General features: G+C 61.6%; 17 protein-coding genes. 12 read left to right on the forward strand and 5 right to left on the reverse strand.

Going from position 1 to position 17,710, the window contains the following annotated elements; all coding sequences use genetic code 11:
* The first annotated feature begins 20 nt into the window (after positions 1-20).
* The 7 genes from GR702_RS15250 to GR702_RS15280 are packed head-to-tail and all read left to right on the forward strand — an operon-like array spanning position 21 to position 7,913.
* Complete coding sequence (locus GR702_RS15250) at positions 21-1,166, forward strand: efflux RND transporter periplasmic adaptor subunit (protein WP_228167505.1); 1,146 nt, start codon at positions 21-23, stop codon at positions 1,164-1,166.
* Entirely contained in the window at positions 1,166-4,342 is a 3,177-nt protein-coding gene (locus GR702_RS15255) for an efflux RND transporter permease subunit (protein WP_160986706.1), read from the forward strand. The genes GR702_RS15250 and GR702_RS15255 overlap by 1 nt, the downstream gene beginning before the upstream one ends.
* Positions 4,339-5,814: an efflux transporter outer membrane subunit gene (locus GR702_RS15260; protein WP_125961511.1), complete on the forward strand. Its 1,476-nt coding sequence runs from the start codon at positions 4,339-4,341 to the stop codon at positions 5,812-5,814. The genes GR702_RS15255 and GR702_RS15260 overlap by 4 nt, the downstream gene beginning before the upstream one ends.
* Before the next feature lie 32 nt (positions 5,815-5,846).
* A complete protein-coding gene (locus tag GR702_RS15265) occupies positions 5,847-6,440 on the forward strand; it encodes a hypothetical protein (RefSeq protein ID WP_160986707.1) in 594 nt (197 codons plus the stop codon).
* Positions 6,437-6,790, forward strand: coding sequence for a hypothetical protein (locus GR702_RS15270; protein WP_125961509.1), 354 nt, complete (start codon positions 6,437-6,439; stop codon positions 6,788-6,790). Before GR702_RS15265 ends, GR702_RS15270 begins: the two co-directional genes overlap by 4 nt.
* Complete coding sequence (locus GR702_RS15275; RefSeq protein WP_125961508.1) at positions 6,753-7,589, forward strand: helix-turn-helix domain-containing protein; 837 nt, start codon at positions 6,753-6,755, stop codon at positions 7,587-7,589. The genes GR702_RS15270 and GR702_RS15275 overlap by 38 nt, the downstream gene beginning before the upstream one ends.
* Positions 7,590-7,913: a hypothetical protein gene (locus GR702_RS15280; protein ID WP_125961507.1), complete on the forward strand. Its 324-nt coding sequence runs from the start codon at positions 7,590-7,592 to the stop codon at positions 7,911-7,913. It begins immediately after the preceding gene.
* A gap of 67 nt (positions 7,914-7,980) precedes the next feature.
* Here GR702_RS15280 and GR702_RS15285 read toward each other — a convergent pair whose 3' ends face one another.
* A complete protein-coding gene (locus GR702_RS15285; RefSeq protein ID WP_125961506.1) occupies positions 7,981-8,742 on the reverse strand; it encodes a glutaredoxin family protein in 762 nt (253 codons plus the stop codon).
* A 251-nt stretch (positions 8,743-8,993) separates the two neighbouring features.
* Positions 8,994-9,914 carry a LysR family transcriptional regulator gene (locus tag GR702_RS15290; RefSeq protein ID WP_037445060.1) on the reverse strand — a complete coding sequence of 307 codons (921 nt, stop codon included), beginning with the start codon at positions 9,912-9,914 and terminating at the stop codon, positions 8,994-8,996.
* A gap of 397 nt (positions 9,915-10,311) precedes the next feature.
* Between GR702_RS15290 and GR702_RS15295 the strand changes: the two genes are divergently transcribed.
* Both GR702_RS15295 and GR702_RS15300 read left to right on the forward strand, forming a co-directional pair.
* Complete coding sequence (locus GR702_RS15295; protein ID WP_052648637.1) at positions 10,312-10,905, forward strand: outer membrane protein; 594 nt, start codon at positions 10,312-10,314, stop codon at positions 10,903-10,905.
* Between the two features lie 99 nt (positions 10,906-11,004).
* Complete coding sequence (locus GR702_RS15300) at positions 11,005-11,400, forward strand: hypothetical protein (protein ID WP_037445062.1); 396 nt, start codon at positions 11,005-11,007, stop codon at positions 11,398-11,400.
* 15 nt (positions 11,401-11,415) lie between these two features.
* On the opposite strand, the gene GR702_RS15305 is transcribed toward GR702_RS15300, so the two are convergent.
* From GR702_RS15305 to GR702_RS15315, 3 genes are all read right to left on the reverse strand, one after another.
* Positions 11,416-11,625 carry a hypothetical protein gene (locus tag GR702_RS15305; protein WP_037445063.1) on the reverse strand — a complete coding sequence of 70 codons (210 nt, stop codon included), beginning with the start codon at positions 11,623-11,625 and terminating at the stop codon, positions 11,416-11,418.
* Positions 11,618-12,847: a bifunctional alpha/beta hydrolase/OsmC family protein gene (locus GR702_RS15310; RefSeq protein WP_037445064.1), complete on the reverse strand. Its 1,230-nt coding sequence runs from the start codon at positions 12,845-12,847 to the stop codon at positions 11,618-11,620. Before GR702_RS15310 ends, GR702_RS15305 begins: the two co-directional genes overlap by 8 nt.
* A gap of 70 nt (positions 12,848-12,917) precedes the next feature.
* The gene (locus GR702_RS15315; protein WP_235181762.1) at positions 12,918-13,277 is read right to left on the reverse strand and encodes a carboxymuconolactone decarboxylase family protein; all 360 of its coding nucleotides are present in this window, start codon (positions 13,275-13,277) and stop codon (positions 12,918-12,920) included.
* 278 nt (positions 13,278-13,555) lie between these two features.
* Between GR702_RS15315 and GR702_RS15320 the strand changes: the two genes are divergently transcribed.
* The 3 genes from GR702_RS15320 to GR702_RS15330 all read left to right on the forward strand — a co-directional run bounded on the left by GR702_RS15320 (position 13,556) and on the right by GR702_RS15330 (position 17,677).
* Positions 13,556-14,251 (forward strand): nuclear transport factor 2 family protein, encoded by a 696-nt coding sequence (locus GR702_RS15320; protein WP_080993746.1) that lies wholly within the window; start codon positions 13,556-13,558, stop codon positions 14,249-14,251.
* A gap of 33 nt (positions 14,252-14,284) precedes the next feature.
* Positions 14,285-16,483 carry a TonB-dependent siderophore receptor gene (locus GR702_RS15325; protein ID WP_234415798.1) on the forward strand — a complete coding sequence of 733 codons (2,199 nt, stop codon included), beginning with the start codon at positions 14,285-14,287 and terminating at the stop codon, positions 16,481-16,483.
* Between the two features lie 132 nt (positions 16,484-16,615).
* Positions 16,616-17,677: a cation diffusion facilitator family transporter gene (locus GR702_RS15330; protein ID WP_037445065.1), complete on the forward strand. Its 1,062-nt coding sequence runs from the start codon at positions 16,616-16,618 to the stop codon at positions 17,675-17,677.
* Positions 17,678-17,710 lie beyond the last annotated feature (33 nt).

A 17,710-nucleotide genomic window follows, 5' to 3' on the forward strand; every position in this document is an offset into this window, starting at 1 on the left:
TGTCATCGGGGGCGCTTGGAATGGCACTGCTTCTTGCAGCTTGCGGGGGCCCCTCGGGAGGCCAGCAAGGGCAGGGCGGCCCACCGACGCCTCAGGTGCCCGTCGCACAGGTCATCGTCCGGGAACTGGCACCGTCCAGCGAATTCAACGGTTCGCTTACCGCGCCCAAGTCGGTGGAACTACGGCCACGGGTGAGCGGACAGATCATCGGGGTCGATGTGCCTGAAGGTGGCATGGTCCGTCAGGGCCAGACCCTCTTCCGGATCGATCCTCGTCCCTTCCAGGTCGCTGTCGATCAGGCCGCGGGCAATCTTGCGCAGGCGGAAGCCCAGGCGGCACAGGCTCAGGCCGACTTTGCGCGGGCCGAGCGTCTGATCGCGACGGGTGCCATCTCCCGCAAGGAGTATGACGCCGCAGTTGCCCAGCGCCGCGCCGGGCTTGCGTCGACTCAGGCGGCGAGGGCTGCTGTTGCCGCAGCGCGCCTCGATCTGTCTTTCACACGGGTCACAGCGCCCATCAGCGGCCGGGTCGATCGCATTCTTGTGACGGAAGGCAATGTGGTTGCCGGCGGCGCGCAGGCGACCCCGCTGACGACCATCAAGTCCGTCAATCCGCTGTACGCTGAGTTCGACATCGACGAAGCCACCTATCTGAGCTTCGTGGAAAAGGCGCGGCGCGCGGGCACCGCGACTAAGCTGCCGGTCGAGTTCGGCCTCATGACCGACGAAGGGTTCCCGCGCACTGCGACGCTGGACTTCCTGGGCAATGGAATCGATCGCAGCGCGGGCACCATTCGCGCTCGCGCGCTCGTCCAGAATACTGACGGTGCCCTTGCGCCTGGCCTGTTCGCCAGAATCCGGCTTGTTACCGGCGAGCGCCAGCAGTCGATCCTCATCGACGACCAGGCCGTCGGTAACGATCAAGGCAAGAGCTTCGTTCTCATTCTCGCCAAGGGCAACAAGGTCGACTTCCGCCCGGTCGAGCTCGGTCCGATCGTCGATGGCCTGCGCGTGATCAAGTCCGGCCTGCAGCCCTCGGACACCGTCATCATCAAGGGTCTCGTGCGTCCCGGCATGCAGGTCGTGCCGCGCAAGGGGCCGATGCAGCAGAGCCAGGGCAACGGTAATCCGCAGGCCGCCGCCAAGCCTGCTGCGGAGGCACGCTGATGAAGTTTCCACGCTTCTTCGTCGACCGCCCGATATTCGCGGTGGTCCTCTCGGTGCTGATGCTGATTGCAGGCGGCCTTGCGCTGCTGAAGCTTCCGCTCAGCGAATATCCCTCTGTCACGCCCCCAACGGTGCAGGTCACCGCTCAATATCCAGGGGCCAACCCCGAAGTCATCGCCGAAACGGTGGCCGCTCCGATCGAGCAGGCCATCAACGGCGTCGAGAACATGCTCTACATGAGCTCCCAGGCCTCGACCGACGGTCGGATGCAGGTGACGATCTCGTTCAAGCAAGGGACGGATCCCGACCTCGCGCAGGTGCAGGTCCAGAACCGTGTCGCGCGCGTCCTGTCGCGTCTACCGGAAGAAGTGCAGCGCATCGGCGTCACCACCCAGAAAACGTCGCCAGACGTTCTCATGGTCGTCCATCTGGTCTCGCCGAACAAGCGCTATGACCCCCTCTATCTCTCCAACTATGCGACCCTCCATGTCCGCGACGAACTCGCTCGCGTTGCTGGTGTCGGCGACGTGGTGCTGGGCGGCGAGGGCGAATATGCCATGCGGGCCTGGCTCGACCCGACCAAGGTCGCAGCGCGCGGCTTGACTGCGAGCGACGTCGTCGCCGCTATTCGGGAACAGAACATCCAGGTGGCGGCCGGTTCAGTCGGCCAGCAACCCAATGCGTCGGCCGCCTATCAGGTGACCGTGAATACGCTTGGCCGTCTGACGACGGAAGAACAGTTCGGCGACATCATCCTCAAGACGGGCGAGGATGGTCAGGTCACCCGACTGCGCGATGTCGCACGCCTTCAAATGGGTGCCGACGGCTATTCGATGCGCAGCCTTCTCGATGGTGAACCTGCCCTCGCGCTGCAGATCTTCCAGAGCCCGGGCGCCAACGCCCTCGATGTGTCGAGCGCGGTGTGTTCGACGATGGAAAGGCTGAAAGGCGAATTTCCTGACGGCATCGAATACCGCATCGCCTATGACCCGACCATCTTCGTTCGCGCGTCGCTGAAGTCGGTCGTTGTCACGCTGTTCGAGGCGACCCTGCTGGTTGTCCTCGTCGTTGTCCTCTTCCTTCAAACCTGGCGGGCATCGATCATCCCGCTCGTCGCCGTCCCGGTGTCGCTGGTCGGCACATTCGCCCTGATGCACCTGTTCGGCTTCTCGTTGAACACCCTGTCACTCTTCGGACTCGTCCTATCCATCGGTATCGTGGTCGATGACGCGATCGTCGTGGTCGAGAATGTCGAGCGGCATATCGGGCTTGGCCAATCTCCAAGGGAAGCGGCACGCCGCGCCATGGATGAGGTCACCGGTCCTATTCTGGCTATCACCTCGGTGCTGGCGGCCGTTTTCATCCCGTCGGCATTCCTGTCGGGCCTTCAGGGCGAGTTCTATCGCCAGTTTGCCCTCACGATCGCCATCTCGACGATCCTGTCGGCCATCAACTCGCTCACCCTTTCCCCGGCCCTCGCTGGCGTGCTGCTGCGGCCGCATGGCGACGACACGCCGCGCGACAAGGTTACGCGGGTCATGGACAAGGTGTTTGGTCGCTTCTTTGGCGCCTTCAACCGCTTCTTCGACCGTTCGTCGGAGCGCTATGTCTGGTCGGTGCGCCGCGCTGTACGCGGAACCGGCATCGTCCTGATCCTATATGCGGGTCTTGTCGGTCTAACCTGGCTTGGTTTCAACAAGACACCTCCCGGATTCGTGCCGATGCAGGACAAGTATTTCCTTGTCGGCATTGCTCAGCTGCCTACCGGGGCATCGCTTGATCGCACGGAATCCGTCGTGAAGCAGATGTCGAAGATCGCGTTGGCCGAGCCTGGCGTGGAAAGCGTCGTCGCCTTCCCGGGGCTTTCGGTGAACGGCGCTGCGAACCTGCCGAACTCGGCGCTGATGTTCATCATGCTCGACAAGTTCGAGAACCGGAAAACACGGGACCTCTCTTCGTTTGCGATCGCCGGCAAGCTCATGGGCAAGATGGGCCAGATCCCTGACGGCTTTATCGGCGTGTTTCCCTCGCCGCCGGTTCCTGGCCTCGGCGCCATGGGCGGCTTCAAACTGCAGATCGAGGATCGGGCCGGGCTTGGCTTCAATGCACTGGCGCAGGCGCAAGGCCAGGTGATGGGCAAAGCCATGCAGACGCCGGAACTGGCGAACATGCTGTTGAGCTTCCAGACCAACGCCCCGCAGATCCAGGTCGATGTCGATCGCACCAAGGCCAAGGCTCAAGGCGTTCCGCTCACCGCAATTTTCGATACTATGCAGGTCAATCTCGGCTCGCTCTATGTGAACGACTTCAACCGGTTTGGGCGAACCTACCGGGTGATGGTCCAGGCCGATGCACCCTTCCGTCAGCAGGCCGAGGATATCGGTCAGTTGAAGGTACGCAATGCCAGCGGGGAGATGATCCCCTTGTCCTCCCTGGTCACGATCAAGCGCAGCACAGGTCCTGACCGCGTGATGCACTATAATGGCTATCCCTCGGCCGACATCAGCGGCGGTCCCGCGCCGGGCTACTCGTCCGGCCAGGCAACTGCGGCCATTGAGAAGATCCTCAAGGAGACCTTGCCCCCGGGCATGACCTACGAATGGACCGACCTCACCTACCAGGAGAAGGCCGCCGGCAACACCGCGCTCTTCGTCTTCCCCCTGTCCGTGCTGCTCGCGTTCCTGATCCTCGCTGCCCAGTATAACAGCTGGTCACTTCCCTTCGCGGTGCTGCTGATCGCCCCGATGGCGCTCCTCTCGGCCATAGGCGGGGTCTGGGTGTCGGGCGGCGATAACAACATCTTCACGCAGATCGGGTTCGTCGTTCTAGTCGGGCTGGCCGCCAAAAACGCGATCCTCATCGTGGAGTTTGCCCGGGAAAAGGAGAAGGAAGGGCTCGATCCGCTGCCGGCGGTACTCGAGGCAGCCAAGCTGCGCCTGCGGCCGATCCTGATGACCTCGATCGCTTTCATCGCAGGTGTCGTGCCTTTGGTGATCGCAAGCGGAGCTGGCGCTGAGATGCGTCACGCCATGGGCATCGCCGTGTTCGCCGGGATGCTTGGGGTGACACTTTTCGGTCTCCTTCTGACCCCCGTCTTCTACGTCGCCGTCCGTCGCTTCGCGCTGCGTCGCGAGACGCGGAAGGCCGTTCCCCCTATCGTGGAGCAAAGCGCATGATCGCGCCCTACAAGCAACGCGGCGCAAGGTTTGCCGCACTTCTCGCCTCGGTCGCGCTCGCAGGATGCGCGACCATGGCACCCAAATATGAGCGGCCGGTCACCCCGGTGAGCGAGAGCTTCCCTGTGGGCGCTGCCTATGGTGATGTCGCCTCGACAGGCGAGGAGTCGGCGGCTGACATTGGCTGGAAGGATTTCTTCGCAGATCCGCTCCTCCATCAGCTTGTCGAGAAGTCGCTCACCAACAATCGCGACCTTCGGGTCGCAGCCTTGAACGTCGAAGCGGCGCGCGCACGGTATCGCGTGCAGCGTTCCGAGCTCCTTCCCACCCTCAGCGTTGGGGCGGAGGGCACGGCGCAAAAACTCCCGTCGGATCTATTCTACAACCGGCGGCAATATCAGGTCGGCGCTGCTGTTTCGGCTTGGGAGCTTGATTTGTGGGGTCGCATCCGCAGTCTCAGCGATCAGGCGAGGGAAGCCTATTTCGCGGTCGAGGAGAACCGGACCGCTGCTCAGCTCAGCCTCGTCGCCGAAGTGGCGAATGCCTATCTGACGCTTCGCGCCGATCAGGCCATGTTGCGCCTTTCGCAAGATACCCTGGCGACCCAGAAGACTTCCTACGACCTCACAAACCAGCTCGTCGAGGTGGGCAACATTGCCAAGCTCGATCTGCGCAGGACGGAGGTTGCTCTTCGCACAGCCGAGGCGGATGTTGCGACTTATACCCGACTTGCAGCGCAAGATCGCAATGCGCTCGCGCTCCTGCTCGGCGAACCGCTTTCCCCAGACCTTGCGACCCAGCTCGACAACGCCACGACGCTCCCGGATGGAATCGTAACATCGAAAATACCGGCAGGACTGCCCTCGGACCTGCTCACGAGAAGGCCCGACATCCGGGCTGCCGAGCACAGTCTCAAGGGTGCGAACGCCTCGATCGGCGCGGCGCGGGCCGCCTTCTTCCCGACCATTACGCTGACCGGATCGGGCGGGACAGCCAGCTCAAGCCTCGATGACCTGTTCACGAGTGGCTCGGGTGCCTGGAGCTTCATGCCCCGGATCAACCTGCCCATCTTCAACGGCGGCGCGTTGCGCGCTAATCTGGAGCAGGCGAAGGTCCAGAAAAGCATCGAGATCGCAACTTACGAGAAGGCGATCCAGACGGCGTTTCGGGAGGTGTCCGATGGTCTCGCAGGACAGCGGACTTTCGATGATCAGATCAAAGCCGAGCAGTCGCGCGAGGCAGCCAGCGGAGCGGCCTACAAACTCTCCGAGCAGCGCTTCAAGGAAGGCGAGGACAGTAATTTGGCGCTGCTGGATGCGCAGCGCGCCCATTACGGATCGCAGCAGGCGCTCGTCAGGGCGCGGCTCGCCCGCCTCTCGAACCTCATCAATCTCTACAAGGCCCTTGGCGGCGGCTGGACGGCACAGTCGATAGCAGCTGGCCTCGATCAGGCACCTTCGACCCGACAGTAAACGAGGCATCCATGCAGAATAATGATCCCATGTTGAAGCGCGCGCGCGGTTTAGCGATCGCGGGAACCCTCGTCTTGCTGGCGGCTGCGCCTGCGGTGGCCCTTCGCCTCAAGCGATCCCGTCAAGGTCGCGTCGCCAGCAAGAGCGAAGCGACGCGCGCGGCGGGTTCGGCCGCGCACGTCCACCGCAACTTTTACGATCGCGGCCAACAAAGCGAGACGCGTGCCGGAAAATGGCGTCTCATCAAGACCGGGCACGATCTTGTTGCGCTCGAAATCGTGGAAACGAATGGCGTATCCCGGCTTCGGATCTGGTCGGAACAGGGCGAGCCCTGGCCCGCGAGCGATGTCTGCGTCGTGACCGAAAGATGGGATGGCGCGAACGAGACGTTCAGCTTCACCCAGCAGGAGGGATATCTTGAATCAGATCAGACGGTGGCCCATCCGCACTCCTTCTTCGCCCGCCTGACACTGACGCACGGCGAACGGTCTCACGACTATGAGCTGGCGTTCATCGAAGATGAAGGCGTTCACGAAGGGCGACCGATTGACGATGGGCGAACACGCGCGATCGCTGCACCCGAGCAAACATGTCAGGTGCTTCGAATCCCGGGCAGGGCGTCATGAACGACCAGCTCAGCGCGATTGAATGGTCTGTTGTCGCCCTTGCGCGCGGAGATCGCCTGTCATCGCTTCAAGCACCCGGCAAGTTCAGGGCGTTCCTGAGGCGGTTCCTCGAAGGTGACCGGCCCAGTCCGGCCTTTGCGGACAAGCGTCTCGAAGCGTTGCGCAGGGTGTCGGTGCATGCCTGGCATCGGGGGTTCGCCATCCCGGAAGCTGAACTCGACCGATTTTTGAATGCAGGCTTTTCCGAACAGCAGTTCGAAGCAGTGATCAGCAGGATACAACGATCCAAAGCGCAAGCCTCCTGCTGCAAGAATGGACCGCAGCCTGGCCATGTCCATGCCCTTGCCTGAACGGCAGGCATTATCGATCCTCCGGCCTGGTCAGGGCGTCGATGCCGACGGCCCTGCGAAGTTGACGGTGATCGTGGCGGCAGAAACCCATGCGTCGGCCTGGTCGGGACTTGAGCAGGTTCAGCCGGAATATGACATGCTGTACGCGGCTTGCAGCGTCTTGTCGGTGGGGACGAGTGGGGGGCGCTGGGTCGCGCCAGCGGGGTGCGGCATCTTCGTCCCGGCCGGTGTCGCGCACAGACTTGCGCTTCCGAGCGAAGCCAGCGTCACGTGCGCGCTCATCCCTCGCCATGACATTGAAGAGGTCGATCGTCTCTGCAAGGTCATCAGGATATCGGATCTTGTGCGGGAGCTTCTCGATGCTGCGGCCAACCTGCCCCTGGATGGATCGGGAGAGCGGCGGGACCGACTGGTCCTCGACCTCCTTCCCGTGGAGATATCGCGCTCAGCGACGCTTCCGATCGGGCTGCCGATTCCGGCTGATCCTCTGCTTGTGCGACGATGCATGGACTTTGCGGCCGTTCCTCAAGCGGGCATGTCGATTGACCGGTGGGCGGCGGAGCTCTCCATGAGCCGACGAAAGTTTACATCCTTGTTTCGGCGCAAGACAGGTATCAGCTTCAAGGCCTGGGTCCGACAAGCCTGCTTCGCGTTCGCGATGATGCGCCTGGCTCGAGGCGACGGAATTGGAGCGGTCGCGGCCAGGTGCGGCTATGCCAGCCCCGCCGGGCTTTCCGCTTTGATCAAACGGCTGAGCGGAACGGCGACCTGGCGCATGGCGTCAACTTCGGCGCGGTAAATGAGGCGCAAGCACGGCCTGCGGATCGGCACGCCAAGCCTCAGCCCGCAAGAGTGGATTGTCGTGGTAAGCGCGCGCCGCGCATCGATGCGCTCTCTGCGCGAACCTGGACGCGCTCAGCGGCTGTTCAGATCTCTGTTCGGGTGGAGCGAACCGCGGCCGCACGAGAGCGAGCGTCTGGAGGCGTTGAGGCGCGCCGCAATTTACATGTGGCACGGGGCGAGCGAGCTTCCAGATAAGGAAATGGATCGCTTTCTGGCTGCCGGCTTCTCCATCAGACACTATCAGGATCTGGTCGAGGGGATTGCGGAAATGAGGGGCTAGTAAACCACTTTCCTCGGCGGGCCGACGCACCTGTCAAATGCTCAAAGGGCGCGTGGCGATGTTGCCCTCAGTGGCCGAGCCCGAGCCCCATTGGCTTCATCAGCATCCAGACGGCCATTGCGACCATCATGACGTTCTCGGTGAGGGAGACGAACCCGAGGGGGACATTGCTGTCACCGCCCACACAGGCGCATTTGAGCTCGCGCTTGTCGATATAAACCGCCTTGAAGACCGATGCTGCCCCGATCGTGCCGATGAAGGCCGCCACGGGTATCGAAAGCCACATCAGCGCGCCGGACATCATCAGGACGCCGGCGAGCCCTTCGGCGAAGGGGTATGCGTAGGCATACGGTACCCATCGTTTGGCGAGGAGGTCATAATTCAGGAACATCGTCGCGAAGCTGTCGACGTCCTTCAGTTTCTGGAGGGCCAGCAGGCACATGGCGATAGCGATAAACCACTCTGCAGCGGCAACTGTCGCCATCGCGCCATAGGCGGCCCAGCTTGCGGCAAGCGCCATCGCTGCGGCCATCGCGAACAAAGCGATGACTGGCCGATAGGTCACCGCGTTCTTGTCGCGCACCGTCAGTCCGAAAAATCGGCGCAGATCATCATACCCGCCGACGCGCTTCTCCTTGATGAAGACCTGCGGCGTGGTCTCGACATGATGCTGCGCCTTGAAGGCGTCCGTTTCCTCGCGGGTGGTGAGGTGGCGATCATCGACAGCGTAACCCTTGCGCTTCAGCAAATCGAGCGCCTTCAGACCGTAAGGGCAGGTATGAGTGGCCATGACCATACGATAAATTTCTGCGGTTTTTCGGTCCGTCATGCCTGCATCCTCTCGGTTCCCTGCACCCGTGATCGGTGCCTGACTCGCACTCCGGGGCGGTTCGGGCCGTCGGCCGCAGATCGAGCCTCTCCCTACCCCTACCCCGCAGGGGTATCTGTTAAATAACACAAGGCCGGTTTTGGTTCCTTTTGTGGGGTTGCGTCCTGTGAACCCGGCATCGATCGGCCACGGGCCGATCGCTCAAGGTTTGGACGATCTTGCGAGCCTGTCGCGGCGCGAAAACGCCGGCTTCATGCAGAAGTCGGGTCGTCCAATGGCGCTTCAACTTGCCGCGTCTGGTCGCGAAAAAGTTGGAGGGAGACTGAAGGATCGTCTTTGCGCCAGGCCAGTCCGATCTGAAGCGTCGGGACAGGATCCTCGATTTCGATCAGCTTTATCCCTTCAGTAGAAACCGGCTGCGTGGCCATAGGCGCGAACAGCACGCCCATGCCTGCTCGCACGAGACCCATGCAGGTCTGATCGTCGCAGCTCTCAAGCGTCTTGGGACGAAAACCGGCCTGCCTGCAGATCGAGACCATCTCGTCATGGTTCGCGGAATTGCCCTGGTTATGGGGCACGATGAAGCGATCATGGGCGAAAGCCGACAGCGGCAAGGGCGAGGCGAGACCGAAATCGGCGCATGGATGACCGTCGGATACGGCCAGCATCATCCGTTCGCTGTGGATTGGCTCGATCGTCAGGCCGGAGTGAGACGCAGGAAGCAGGACGAACCCGACGTCGATCTCCGCCGAGAGCAATGCTTCGATCTGGGCGGATGTGGAGAATTCCTGGACCACAAGTTCGATGTCCGGGCGAATCTGCGTGAACCGACGTATATAGGCAGGCGCTACGGTCTGCATCGCGATCTTCGTTGTACCGATAGACAGGCGCCCGCTCTCAACGGCCACGGCATGTCTGATCGTCCTCTGGAGCGCTTCGGCTTGTCCAAGGAGGGGCCTTGCCGCCTTCAAAAGGACAACCCCTGCAGGCGTTAAAGCGACACGGCGCGTGGTACGCTCGAACAGCTTGGCTCCGAGATTGTGCTCGAGTTGCGCAACGGTGCGGGTCACGACGGGCTGGGACGTGCCAAGGCGCTCCGCGGCGCGGGCAAAGCTCAGCGATTCCGCCACACTCACGAAATGTCGCAGCGCCTTGAGATCCAGTGTCGCCATCGTTTGTCCACTTTTTCGGGCACTATGATTAATGCGAAATTGTTATTAATTCTATTGCCATCTTAGAAATTATCTTCGGCGATCCCCTCCCTATATCCTCGAAATAGGAGCTGCTTCCCGGCTCTGGACAGGTAGCGCGGAACGCTCCGGTCCGGGTCCTGGACAGAGACTTTTGGGCTTGCTGCCCGGTAATGCATCGCGTCGTTCTTCAGTGACCCAAGCGGGCCCCAGCCCAGTTGTGGACGTGAAGACGCGCGTATCGGCCGCAGCGACCCCAGCCACTGCGTGCATGAGCCCTGGTTCATGCACCGAACCCGTCTGACCCGCGCGCGCCGGCGGTTCAACATCGGACCATCGCGGGGCGCGCTAGAAATGTTCAGGAAGCAAGGAAATCGTCATGTTCAAGTTGGTCGCAATTGGCTTGGTTGGGGTCGTCGCGCTGGGTGCAGTCCCCGCCTCGGCACAGGTTTTCCAGGGGCCCTACATCGGCGCGCAAGCGGGCTGGAATCGGGACAGCGTCGATGCTCCCCGGACCGATGCCGGCATCGCTACGATCAACGACGAGAAGGACAGCTTCATCGGCGGCGCGTTCGTGGGCTATAATCAGACCGTGACGCCCAATATCGTGCTGGGCCTCGAGGGAAGCTTCAACGTCGGAGCCAGCGACGATATCCGGCGTAATGGCGTATCTATCAACCCCGACTATTCCTTCGACCTTTCGGCACGAGCCGGATATCTCATCGGCGGAAAGACGTTGATCTATGCACGCGGCGGGTATGAGAACATGCGCGCCAAGGTCCGTATTCCGAGCGCGTCCGGCGTGGTGAGCAACCGAGAGACGTTCGATGGCTGGACTGTTGGCGGCGGCGTCGAACGCGCCTTGCTCGATAAGGTCTCGGCCCGGCTCGAGTATCGCTACAGCGATCTGGGAAGCAACGGTCAGAAGTTCGACCGGCACCAGGTTCTCGCTGGTGTGGGATACCATTTCTAACGAACTCCATCGCCGCAACCAAGGATGGCCGCCTCTCCGGGCGGTCATCCAGACGCAACTTTCTGGACGGCCTCAGCAGCCCGTCAGCTCGAGGACAGAATGAACACCGAAGATTTTACGATCCACGATGTGAGCGATTTTCCGATCGTCCGTTTAGCCAGACCGCTGGATACGTCCGGCCTTTCTCCCCAGTGGTGTTTCGAGATGGAGAGGCTCGTGCGAGATGGGCGGCGCTTCGTGCTCATCTACCCGTCGCCGACCGGAGACGAACCGTTTGAGGATCGCACTGCGCGGACCCTGTGGTTGAAAGCCAATCGTGAAACGATGGCGAAGCTGTGTCTCTCGTTGATTATCGTCGAGCCCGATGCGGTTCAGCGCGCCGACCTTGAGAAGGTGTTCCCGCACCTCGAACATGCCTTTGGCGCACCCCAGACGGCTGCCGAGACGCAACAAGAAGCTCAGTTTCTGGCTGCCCGACTACTCGTATCGAACTAGCCGGCAGCCTGAGGGTCAGCCCGCTCTGACCCCGGTCGCGCCGTCCGGCTCTTCGTCAAACTGAGGATCCGCCAAACCGTCGACACTGCAAATATCGCTTGCCGCTGCGGTGACGGCGGTACGGATGAACGCCTCTTCGCTGCATCCGAGCCTGCTCGAAGCGTGTCGCACCATTGTGATTTCTGCAGCCGTGAAGGCTACTCGCCGGGTAACGTCTTCAGCCATTGCTGTCGCCCCCTCTGGACTTGTCTTGCGTCTCAACGAGTTCGGTGACGACGTCGGAGCCGCGAACGAGGGTCAGATCAACGGGGCACCGGTCGGCGATCGATAGTAGCTTGTCGCGCTGCTCGGCGGTGAGGTCCCCGACGAGGCGGATATCCCGGTTGAAGCGGTCTTGCGGCGTACGATCCTTGTCCCGACTGTGAGAGACGGCCACAAAAGCCTGATCCAGTGGCAAGTTCACCCGCTTTGCATAGAGGCGCATCGTGATAACGGTACAGGCAGCCAGACCTGCCGCGACCAACTCATAGGGTGTCGGCCCGCTCGCGAGACCACCCATCTCTACGGGTTCATCTGCAAGGAACCGGTGACGCCCCGCCTGGATAGCAACCTGGAACCTTCCTGCGCCGGTCTCATGCGCGGTCACCCCAGCCATGGGCTGGACAGGTCGAATGTCCCAGTCTGTCGCCGGCAGGTAGCGCGAAGCCCAGGCAGCGATAACCGATGCTGCATATTCTGCGTCCGCGCGCTCGCGCAACAGATGGTCGGCCTGATCCAGTGACACAAAGCTCTTGGGGTGCTTAGCGGCCTGAAAGAGGCGAGATGCGTTCTTAATTCCTACGACGTCGTCGCCAGGGGCGTGTAGCAGAAGCAGTGGAAGCTGCAGCGCTCCGATCCGCTCTTCCAGCGCCTGGGCGCGGGCATCCGTGACGAACTTGCGACCGACGACAAATGGTCTGTCAGCAAAGCTGACCTGCGCGCTTCCATCGCGCTCGATGCGCGTGAGACACTCTGGATCGATTGTGCTGAGGATATGGGCTACATCTGCAGGGGCGGCAATCGTGGCCACGGCGCGGACGGTCGGGATATCCACCGCGGCCATCAGACATGCCGCTCCGCCTAAACTATGTCCTACAAGGAGCGTGATCGGCATTTCAGCATCGCTCATTGCGTTCGCTGCACAAACCAGGTCCGCCACATCGGAGGCAAAGCCCGAATCGCGGAACTCACCCGCGCTGCCGCCAAGCCCGGCGAAGTCGAAGCGCAAGACGCCTATACCGGCCAGAGCCAACGCCCGTGAGATTCTGACGGCGGCGAGGCTGTCTTTCCCGCATGTGAAGCAGTGGGCGAAGAGGGCCCAGCCTCGCGGCGTCGTCGCAGGATGCTCGATCCGGCCAGAGAGTTGCTCCCCGGTACTGCTCATGAAATTGAATGCGGTTGCGGGCATGCCATCACCGTGCGTTGATGCTGTGGGGGAACAGGGCTGAAGGCCTGAAGCCTCCAGCCCTGATTGCTGTTCAGTTTTCAGGCAAAGCGTCGATGACGTCGAAGACCCGAGCGGTGTAGGTCAGCGCAGCGCCCGAATTCATAAAAATGGTGAAAGCCATCGCCTGAGCAATCTCTTCGCGCGTGAGGCCAAGGGAGATCGCTTTCTGGGCGTGAACCGAGATGCATCCGTCGCACCGGGTCGTGACTGCCACGGCCAGAGCGATCAATTCCATGACTTTGGGGTCAAGTAACCCGGACTTGGTCACGCCCTGCTCAACCATCATCAGGCCCTTCATCGAATCCGGGCTCAGCTTGGCAAACTCGCCGACGCGCGACATCAGCACGTCGCGATATCCATTCCAGTCCTGCATGTGATCATGATTGTTCAAGTCGAATACCCTTCATTTGGCTATCGCTTCGCGGTGGAGCGCTCGAGCTAATGGGTCAGCCGGGCGAACCGCTAAGCCGTTGAGAACAGCTGATCGGGCGCAGATGTCGAACTGCAGCGCTGAGCCGCAGACGATGATCGCGGTTCCTCTCATACCGACGGCGTGCCACTTCCCATCGTTGGAAGGTCAAGACCGAAATAGCCTGAACAAAAAAATGGCGGGCCAGGGCCGCAGCGCTATTGCGAACTATTCGTGATAAAGATAGGATGTTAGGATGAATGGCGGATCTGGGGTCGTCGTTCTCCCATCATCAATCACATGAGGGCGACCCTATGCCGCGCTTCGTCACGCCTCGTTCCCCTGTCCCCACCGACAGGTGCAAATGCCAATCCAATCCACTGTGCGCTGATCCGGGCAACGTGTTGCCGTTTAACGGGCCAGCGTCATATCCGATGACATTCCCGCCGCTGCTCCTGGGCACCGTATCGGGCGCGAGAAACTCCGCATGGCCTCTCTGGGCGGCGCTTCTCAGCCTGCTGTTTCTGGCATTCTCCGCAGTCTCGGCCAAAGCGCAGACGGTGAACAATGCCGACGTCGCGGTGGTGCAGCGCTATTTCGATGCCTGGAACAGCGGGGACATAGCAGCCCTGAAGGCAACGCTGGCGCCGTCGGTCGAGTATTTCAACACAAGCAATGGGGCGGTGAAGGCCGGCGTTGATGCGGTCACCGAAGTTCCGGTGCTGCTCAGCGGAATGATGCCTGATCGCAGACTCACGCTGCTTGCGGCTCCAGTCGCATCCGGCAATCAGGTCGCCGTCCAATGGACATTCAAAGCGACGCATCCGAGCGGTGTAAAAGAGCAGGGGCCGGTCACCTTCAGGGGAGCAAGCTTCTTTCGCGTTGAGCAAGGACGCATCGTCTGGATTGGCGACTACTACAACCACGCTACCCTCGAGGGGCAACTCGCGCGCTGAGCCGAGTGACGAAAACCTAGCAAGGATTTCCCGATGCCATACTTCACCCGCCCCTCACAAAGGGGCGTGCGTCGGCGCGCGCGCCTTCTTTGCGCCGTCAGCGCATTTTCTGGCATAGCGTTTTTGCCGCAGGCCGCCGTAGCGCAGTCTCCAACTTCCGATGGGCGGGCCGCGAATGACGAGCAGCCGGGCTGGCGGGACGAGATTATCGTCGTCGGACAGGGAGAGCGACAATCGCCGTCCATCTATACTGTCCCCGTCGTGACTGCCGCTACGCGTCTACCGCTGACGCTGCGGGAAACGCCACAGGCCGTCACCGTCATGACGCGCGAGAACCTCGATGATCAGCAGCTGAATTCGGTTCAAAATGCCCTCGAAGCGACGGCCGGCCTGTCTTCGAGAACCCTCGATAGCGAGCGCGTCACATTCTACGCACGTGGGTTTGCAATCGACAGCTTCCAGTATGATGGGATTCCAACAGCGTTCGTCAGTGGCGCGAGCTTTCTCGATACAGCTTTCTTCGAGCGGTTCGAGGTCGTGCGGGGTGCAACCGGCCTGCTGACCGGCACCGGCAATCCGTCGGCTTCCATCAATCTGGTACGTAAGCGGCCTGGTCGCCAGTTCGCAGCCTCTGCGACGCTGAGCGCCGGATCGTGGGACAATTTTCGCGGCATGGCTGATATCTCGGCGCCCTTGTCTCGCGATGGCCATGTGCGTGCCCGGCTGGTCGGGATTCTGCAAGATCGCGAGGGTCATGTGGACAGATATCGCCAGGCAAAGCGGAGCGTCTACGGCATTGTCGAGGCAGACCTTGGCCCCCGGACGCTCATCAGCATCGGCTATGACCATCAGGCGATCCGTCCTGAAGGCACGACCTGGAGTGGCATGCCGCTCTGGTTCTCGGACGGAACTCCAACGCGATGGTCCCGATCCAAATCGATGACGGCCGACTGGAGCCGTTGGGACAATACACTGGACTCGGCGTTCTTGACGCTTGAGCACCAATTCGCAGGACAGTGGGTCGCACGCGCAGCTGTCATGCATCAGCGTTCCTCATCGGATGCGCGCTTGTTTTCCGGGCTTGGCTATCCGGATCGCGTGACCGGCGAAGGCCTTCAGCCATTTGCCCTGGCGAGCTACACGCGCAGCCGGCAGAACAGCATCGATGCGACGCTATCAGGGCCTGTCAGCCTCTTGGGACGAAAGCATGACCTGGTGTTCGGCGTCATGGCGAACAGGCGGGTCGCCAACGAATTCAGCAGTGGCTTCGTGCTACCGTCGACGCCGTTTGAAAGCATATTCGATTGGACCGGCGCGTATCCCGAGCCCGATTTTGACGCTCGGCCGTTCTCGCGGACCCGTACCGTTACGCGGCAGGGGGCATTTTATGGTGCCGCCAAGCTCGACATCGTTGATCGGCTCAAGGTGATCGTCGGCACGCGGTTGACGTTCTACGATCTAGAACAACAGACGGCGCTTACATCCTTCGAATTCTCCAAAAGTGGCAGGATCACACCTTACGCGGGCGCCGTGCTTGATCTCGATTCCCACCATTCGGCCTATGTCAGCTATACAGAAATCTTCAATCCGCAGACCAACAGAGACCGGGACGAGAGGATGCTGGCGCCGACAAACGGGCGCAACGTCGAGTTCGGGGTCAAGGGGAGCTATTTCGGCGGCCGCGCCAGTGCATCGATCGCGGTCTTCAAATCCTGGCTAGACAATGTCGGCCAGATCGACCCGGGCCAGCTCTTGCCGGATGGAACGCAGGCGTATTTCGCCGCAAACGGGACCACTTCGCGGGGCGTCGAAATCGATCTGCAGGGCGAAATCCTTCCCGGCTGGAACACCTATGCCGGCTTTGCCCATTTCGTGGCAGAAAACGCCGACGGCGGCCGGTTGAATGCTGAGCTTCCCCGGACATCTGGGAGAATTTTCTCGACCTACCGATTTGCCGGACCGCTGCGGGCGGTGACCGTCGGTGGAGGCGTGAACTGGCGCAGCGCCTCTTTCGAGTCCGCCGCCAGCCCCATGGGTCCGGTTCGGACGCGTCAGGTGCCCTATGCGCTCGTGTCCCTCATGGCGCGCTATGATCTGTCGGCCCGGACTGACCTGAGCCTCAAGGTCAACAACCTCACCGATCGTCGCTACACCGTCGTGAACGGCTTCTTCAATCAGGTCCTGTTTGGCGAGCCGAGAAACGCGATGCTTGCGCTCACGGTGCGTTACTGATGCCCGAAGGGTGAGAAGCGGCTCAGGGGGGAGACGGTCGGAGACTGAAATGGCCGGGCCGACGCAAAGATGTTGACGCATGACATATGAACATGTATTCATACGTCATCATTGTTCATTCGCGAGTCTCGCATGTCAGCACACGCACACGCTGACCATGGTCACGGCCATGGTCATGATCACGACCATTCCCACACCCCGACCATCACCAAGGATAATGAACGTAAGGTCCTCCTTTCGTTCGGTCTGATCGCCTCCTTCATGGTCGTCGAAGTGGTGGGCGGCCTCTGGTCCGGCTCGCTGGCCCTGCTGGCGGACGCCGGCCATATGATGACGGACGCGGCGGCGCTTGCTCTTGCATACGCCGCGTTCCGCTTCGGGCAGCGCTCGCCCGACGCCAAGCGCACCTTCGGCTACCTGCGTTTTGAGGTCGTCGCCGGCCTTATCAACGCCGTCACTTTGTTCGCGATCGTCGCCTTTATCGTCTATGAAGCCTGGGAGCGTTTCAATCAGCCGCAGCCAGTCATGGCCGCGCCGATGTTCGGGGTCGCGATCGCTGGGCTTCTGGTGAACATTCTTGTCTTCTGGATCCTCACGCGTGGCGATAGCGAGCACGTCAACATCAAGGGCGCAGCGCTCCACGTCATGGGCGATCTGCTGGGTTCCGTGGGCGCTGTAGCCGCTGCCGTGGTCATCTATTTCACTGCCTGGACGCCTATCGATCCCATCCTCTCCGTGGTGGTCTCGCTTCTGGTCCTGCGCAGTGCCTGGAAGCTCCTCGGCAAGTCGCTGCACATTCTGCTGGAAGGCGCGCCGGATGGCGTTTCGGCTGAAGAGATCGAGCACCATATCCAGGACACGGTGCCGGGCGTTGCGTCGCTCAGTCACATCCACGTATGGTCGATCACCTCGGGGCGGACCCTTGCAACCATGCACGTCCGTCTCGCCGAAGGTTCGGATCCTCGCACGGTCGTACAGGCCGTCGAGCGGCAGCTTATTGATCGCTTTGAGATCGAGCACCCCACGGTTGCCGTGGATTGGAGCGGCTCGGACAGTTGCAGCCTTTCGCCCGAACGGACTGCTGCTGCGCCGAACAAAGCCAGCCACGATCATAGTGGCCACGACCATGGTCACGGCTCCGCCAAGAAGTCCACATGTGGCGGGGGTGCCGGAAAGCACGCTCACGCCCACTAACCGATCCGAGCCCCCCGCTCGGTCCCGTCGCCC

Origin of the sequence: Novosphingobium silvae, from assembly GCF_009856825.1 — a bacterium.
Taxonomy (GTDB): Bacteria; Pseudomonadota; Alphaproteobacteria; order Sphingomonadales; family Sphingomonadaceae; genus Novosphingobium; species Novosphingobium silvae.

Coding starts and splice junctions, on each gene's coding strand:
- GR702_RS15250 (WP_228167505.1), top strand. CDS start 21: ATGGCACTGCTTCTTGCAGCTTGCGGGGGCCCCTCGGGAGGCCAGCAA.
- GR702_RS15255 (WP_160986706.1), top strand. CDS start 1,166: ATGAAGTTTCCACGCTTCTTCGTCGACCGCCCGATATTCGCGGTGGTC.
- GR702_RS15260 (WP_125961511.1), top strand. CDS start 4,339: ATGATCGCGCCCTACAAGCAACGCGGCGCAAGGTTTGCCGCACTTCTC.
- GR702_RS15270 (WP_125961509.1), top strand. CDS start 6,437: ATGAACGACCAGCTCAGCGCGATTGAATGGTCTGTTGTCGCCCTTGCG.
- GR702_RS15275 (WP_125961508.1), top strand. CDS start 6,753: ATGGACCGCAGCCTGGCCATGTCCATGCCCTTGCCTGAACGGCAGGCA.
- GR702_RS15280 (WP_125961507.1), top strand. CDS start 7,590: ATGAGGCGCAAGCACGGCCTGCGGATCGGCACGCCAAGCCTCAGCCCG.
- GR702_RS15285 (WP_125961506.1), bottom strand. CDS start 8,742: ATGACGGACCGAAAAACCGCAGAAATTTATCGTATGGTCATGGCCACT.
- GR702_RS15290 (WP_037445060.1), bottom strand. CDS start 9,914: ATGGCGACACTGGATCTCAAGGCGCTGCGACATTTCGTGAGTGTGGCG.
- GR702_RS15295 (WP_052648637.1), top strand. CDS start 10,312: ATGTTCAAGTTGGTCGCAATTGGCTTGGTTGGGGTCGTCGCGCTGGGT.
- GR702_RS15300 (WP_037445062.1), top strand. CDS start 11,005: ATGAACACCGAAGATTTTACGATCCACGATGTGAGCGATTTTCCGATC.
- GR702_RS15305 (WP_037445063.1), bottom strand. CDS start 11,625: ATGGCTGAAGACGTTACCCGGCGAGTAGCCTTCACGGCTGCAGAAATC.
- GR702_RS15310 (WP_037445064.1), bottom strand. CDS start 12,847: ATGCCCGCAACCGCATTCAATTTCATGAGCAGTACCGGGGAGCAACTC.
- GR702_RS15320 (WP_080993746.1), top strand. CDS start 13,556: ATGGCGGATCTGGGGTCGTCGTTCTCCCATCATCAATCACATGAGGGC.
- GR702_RS15325 (WP_234415798.1), top strand. CDS start 14,285: ATGCCATACTTCACCCGCCCCTCACAAAGGGGCGTGCGTCGGCGCGCG.
- GR702_RS15330 (WP_037445065.1), top strand. CDS start 16,616: ATGTCAGCACACGCACACGCTGACCATGGTCACGGCCATGGTCATGAT.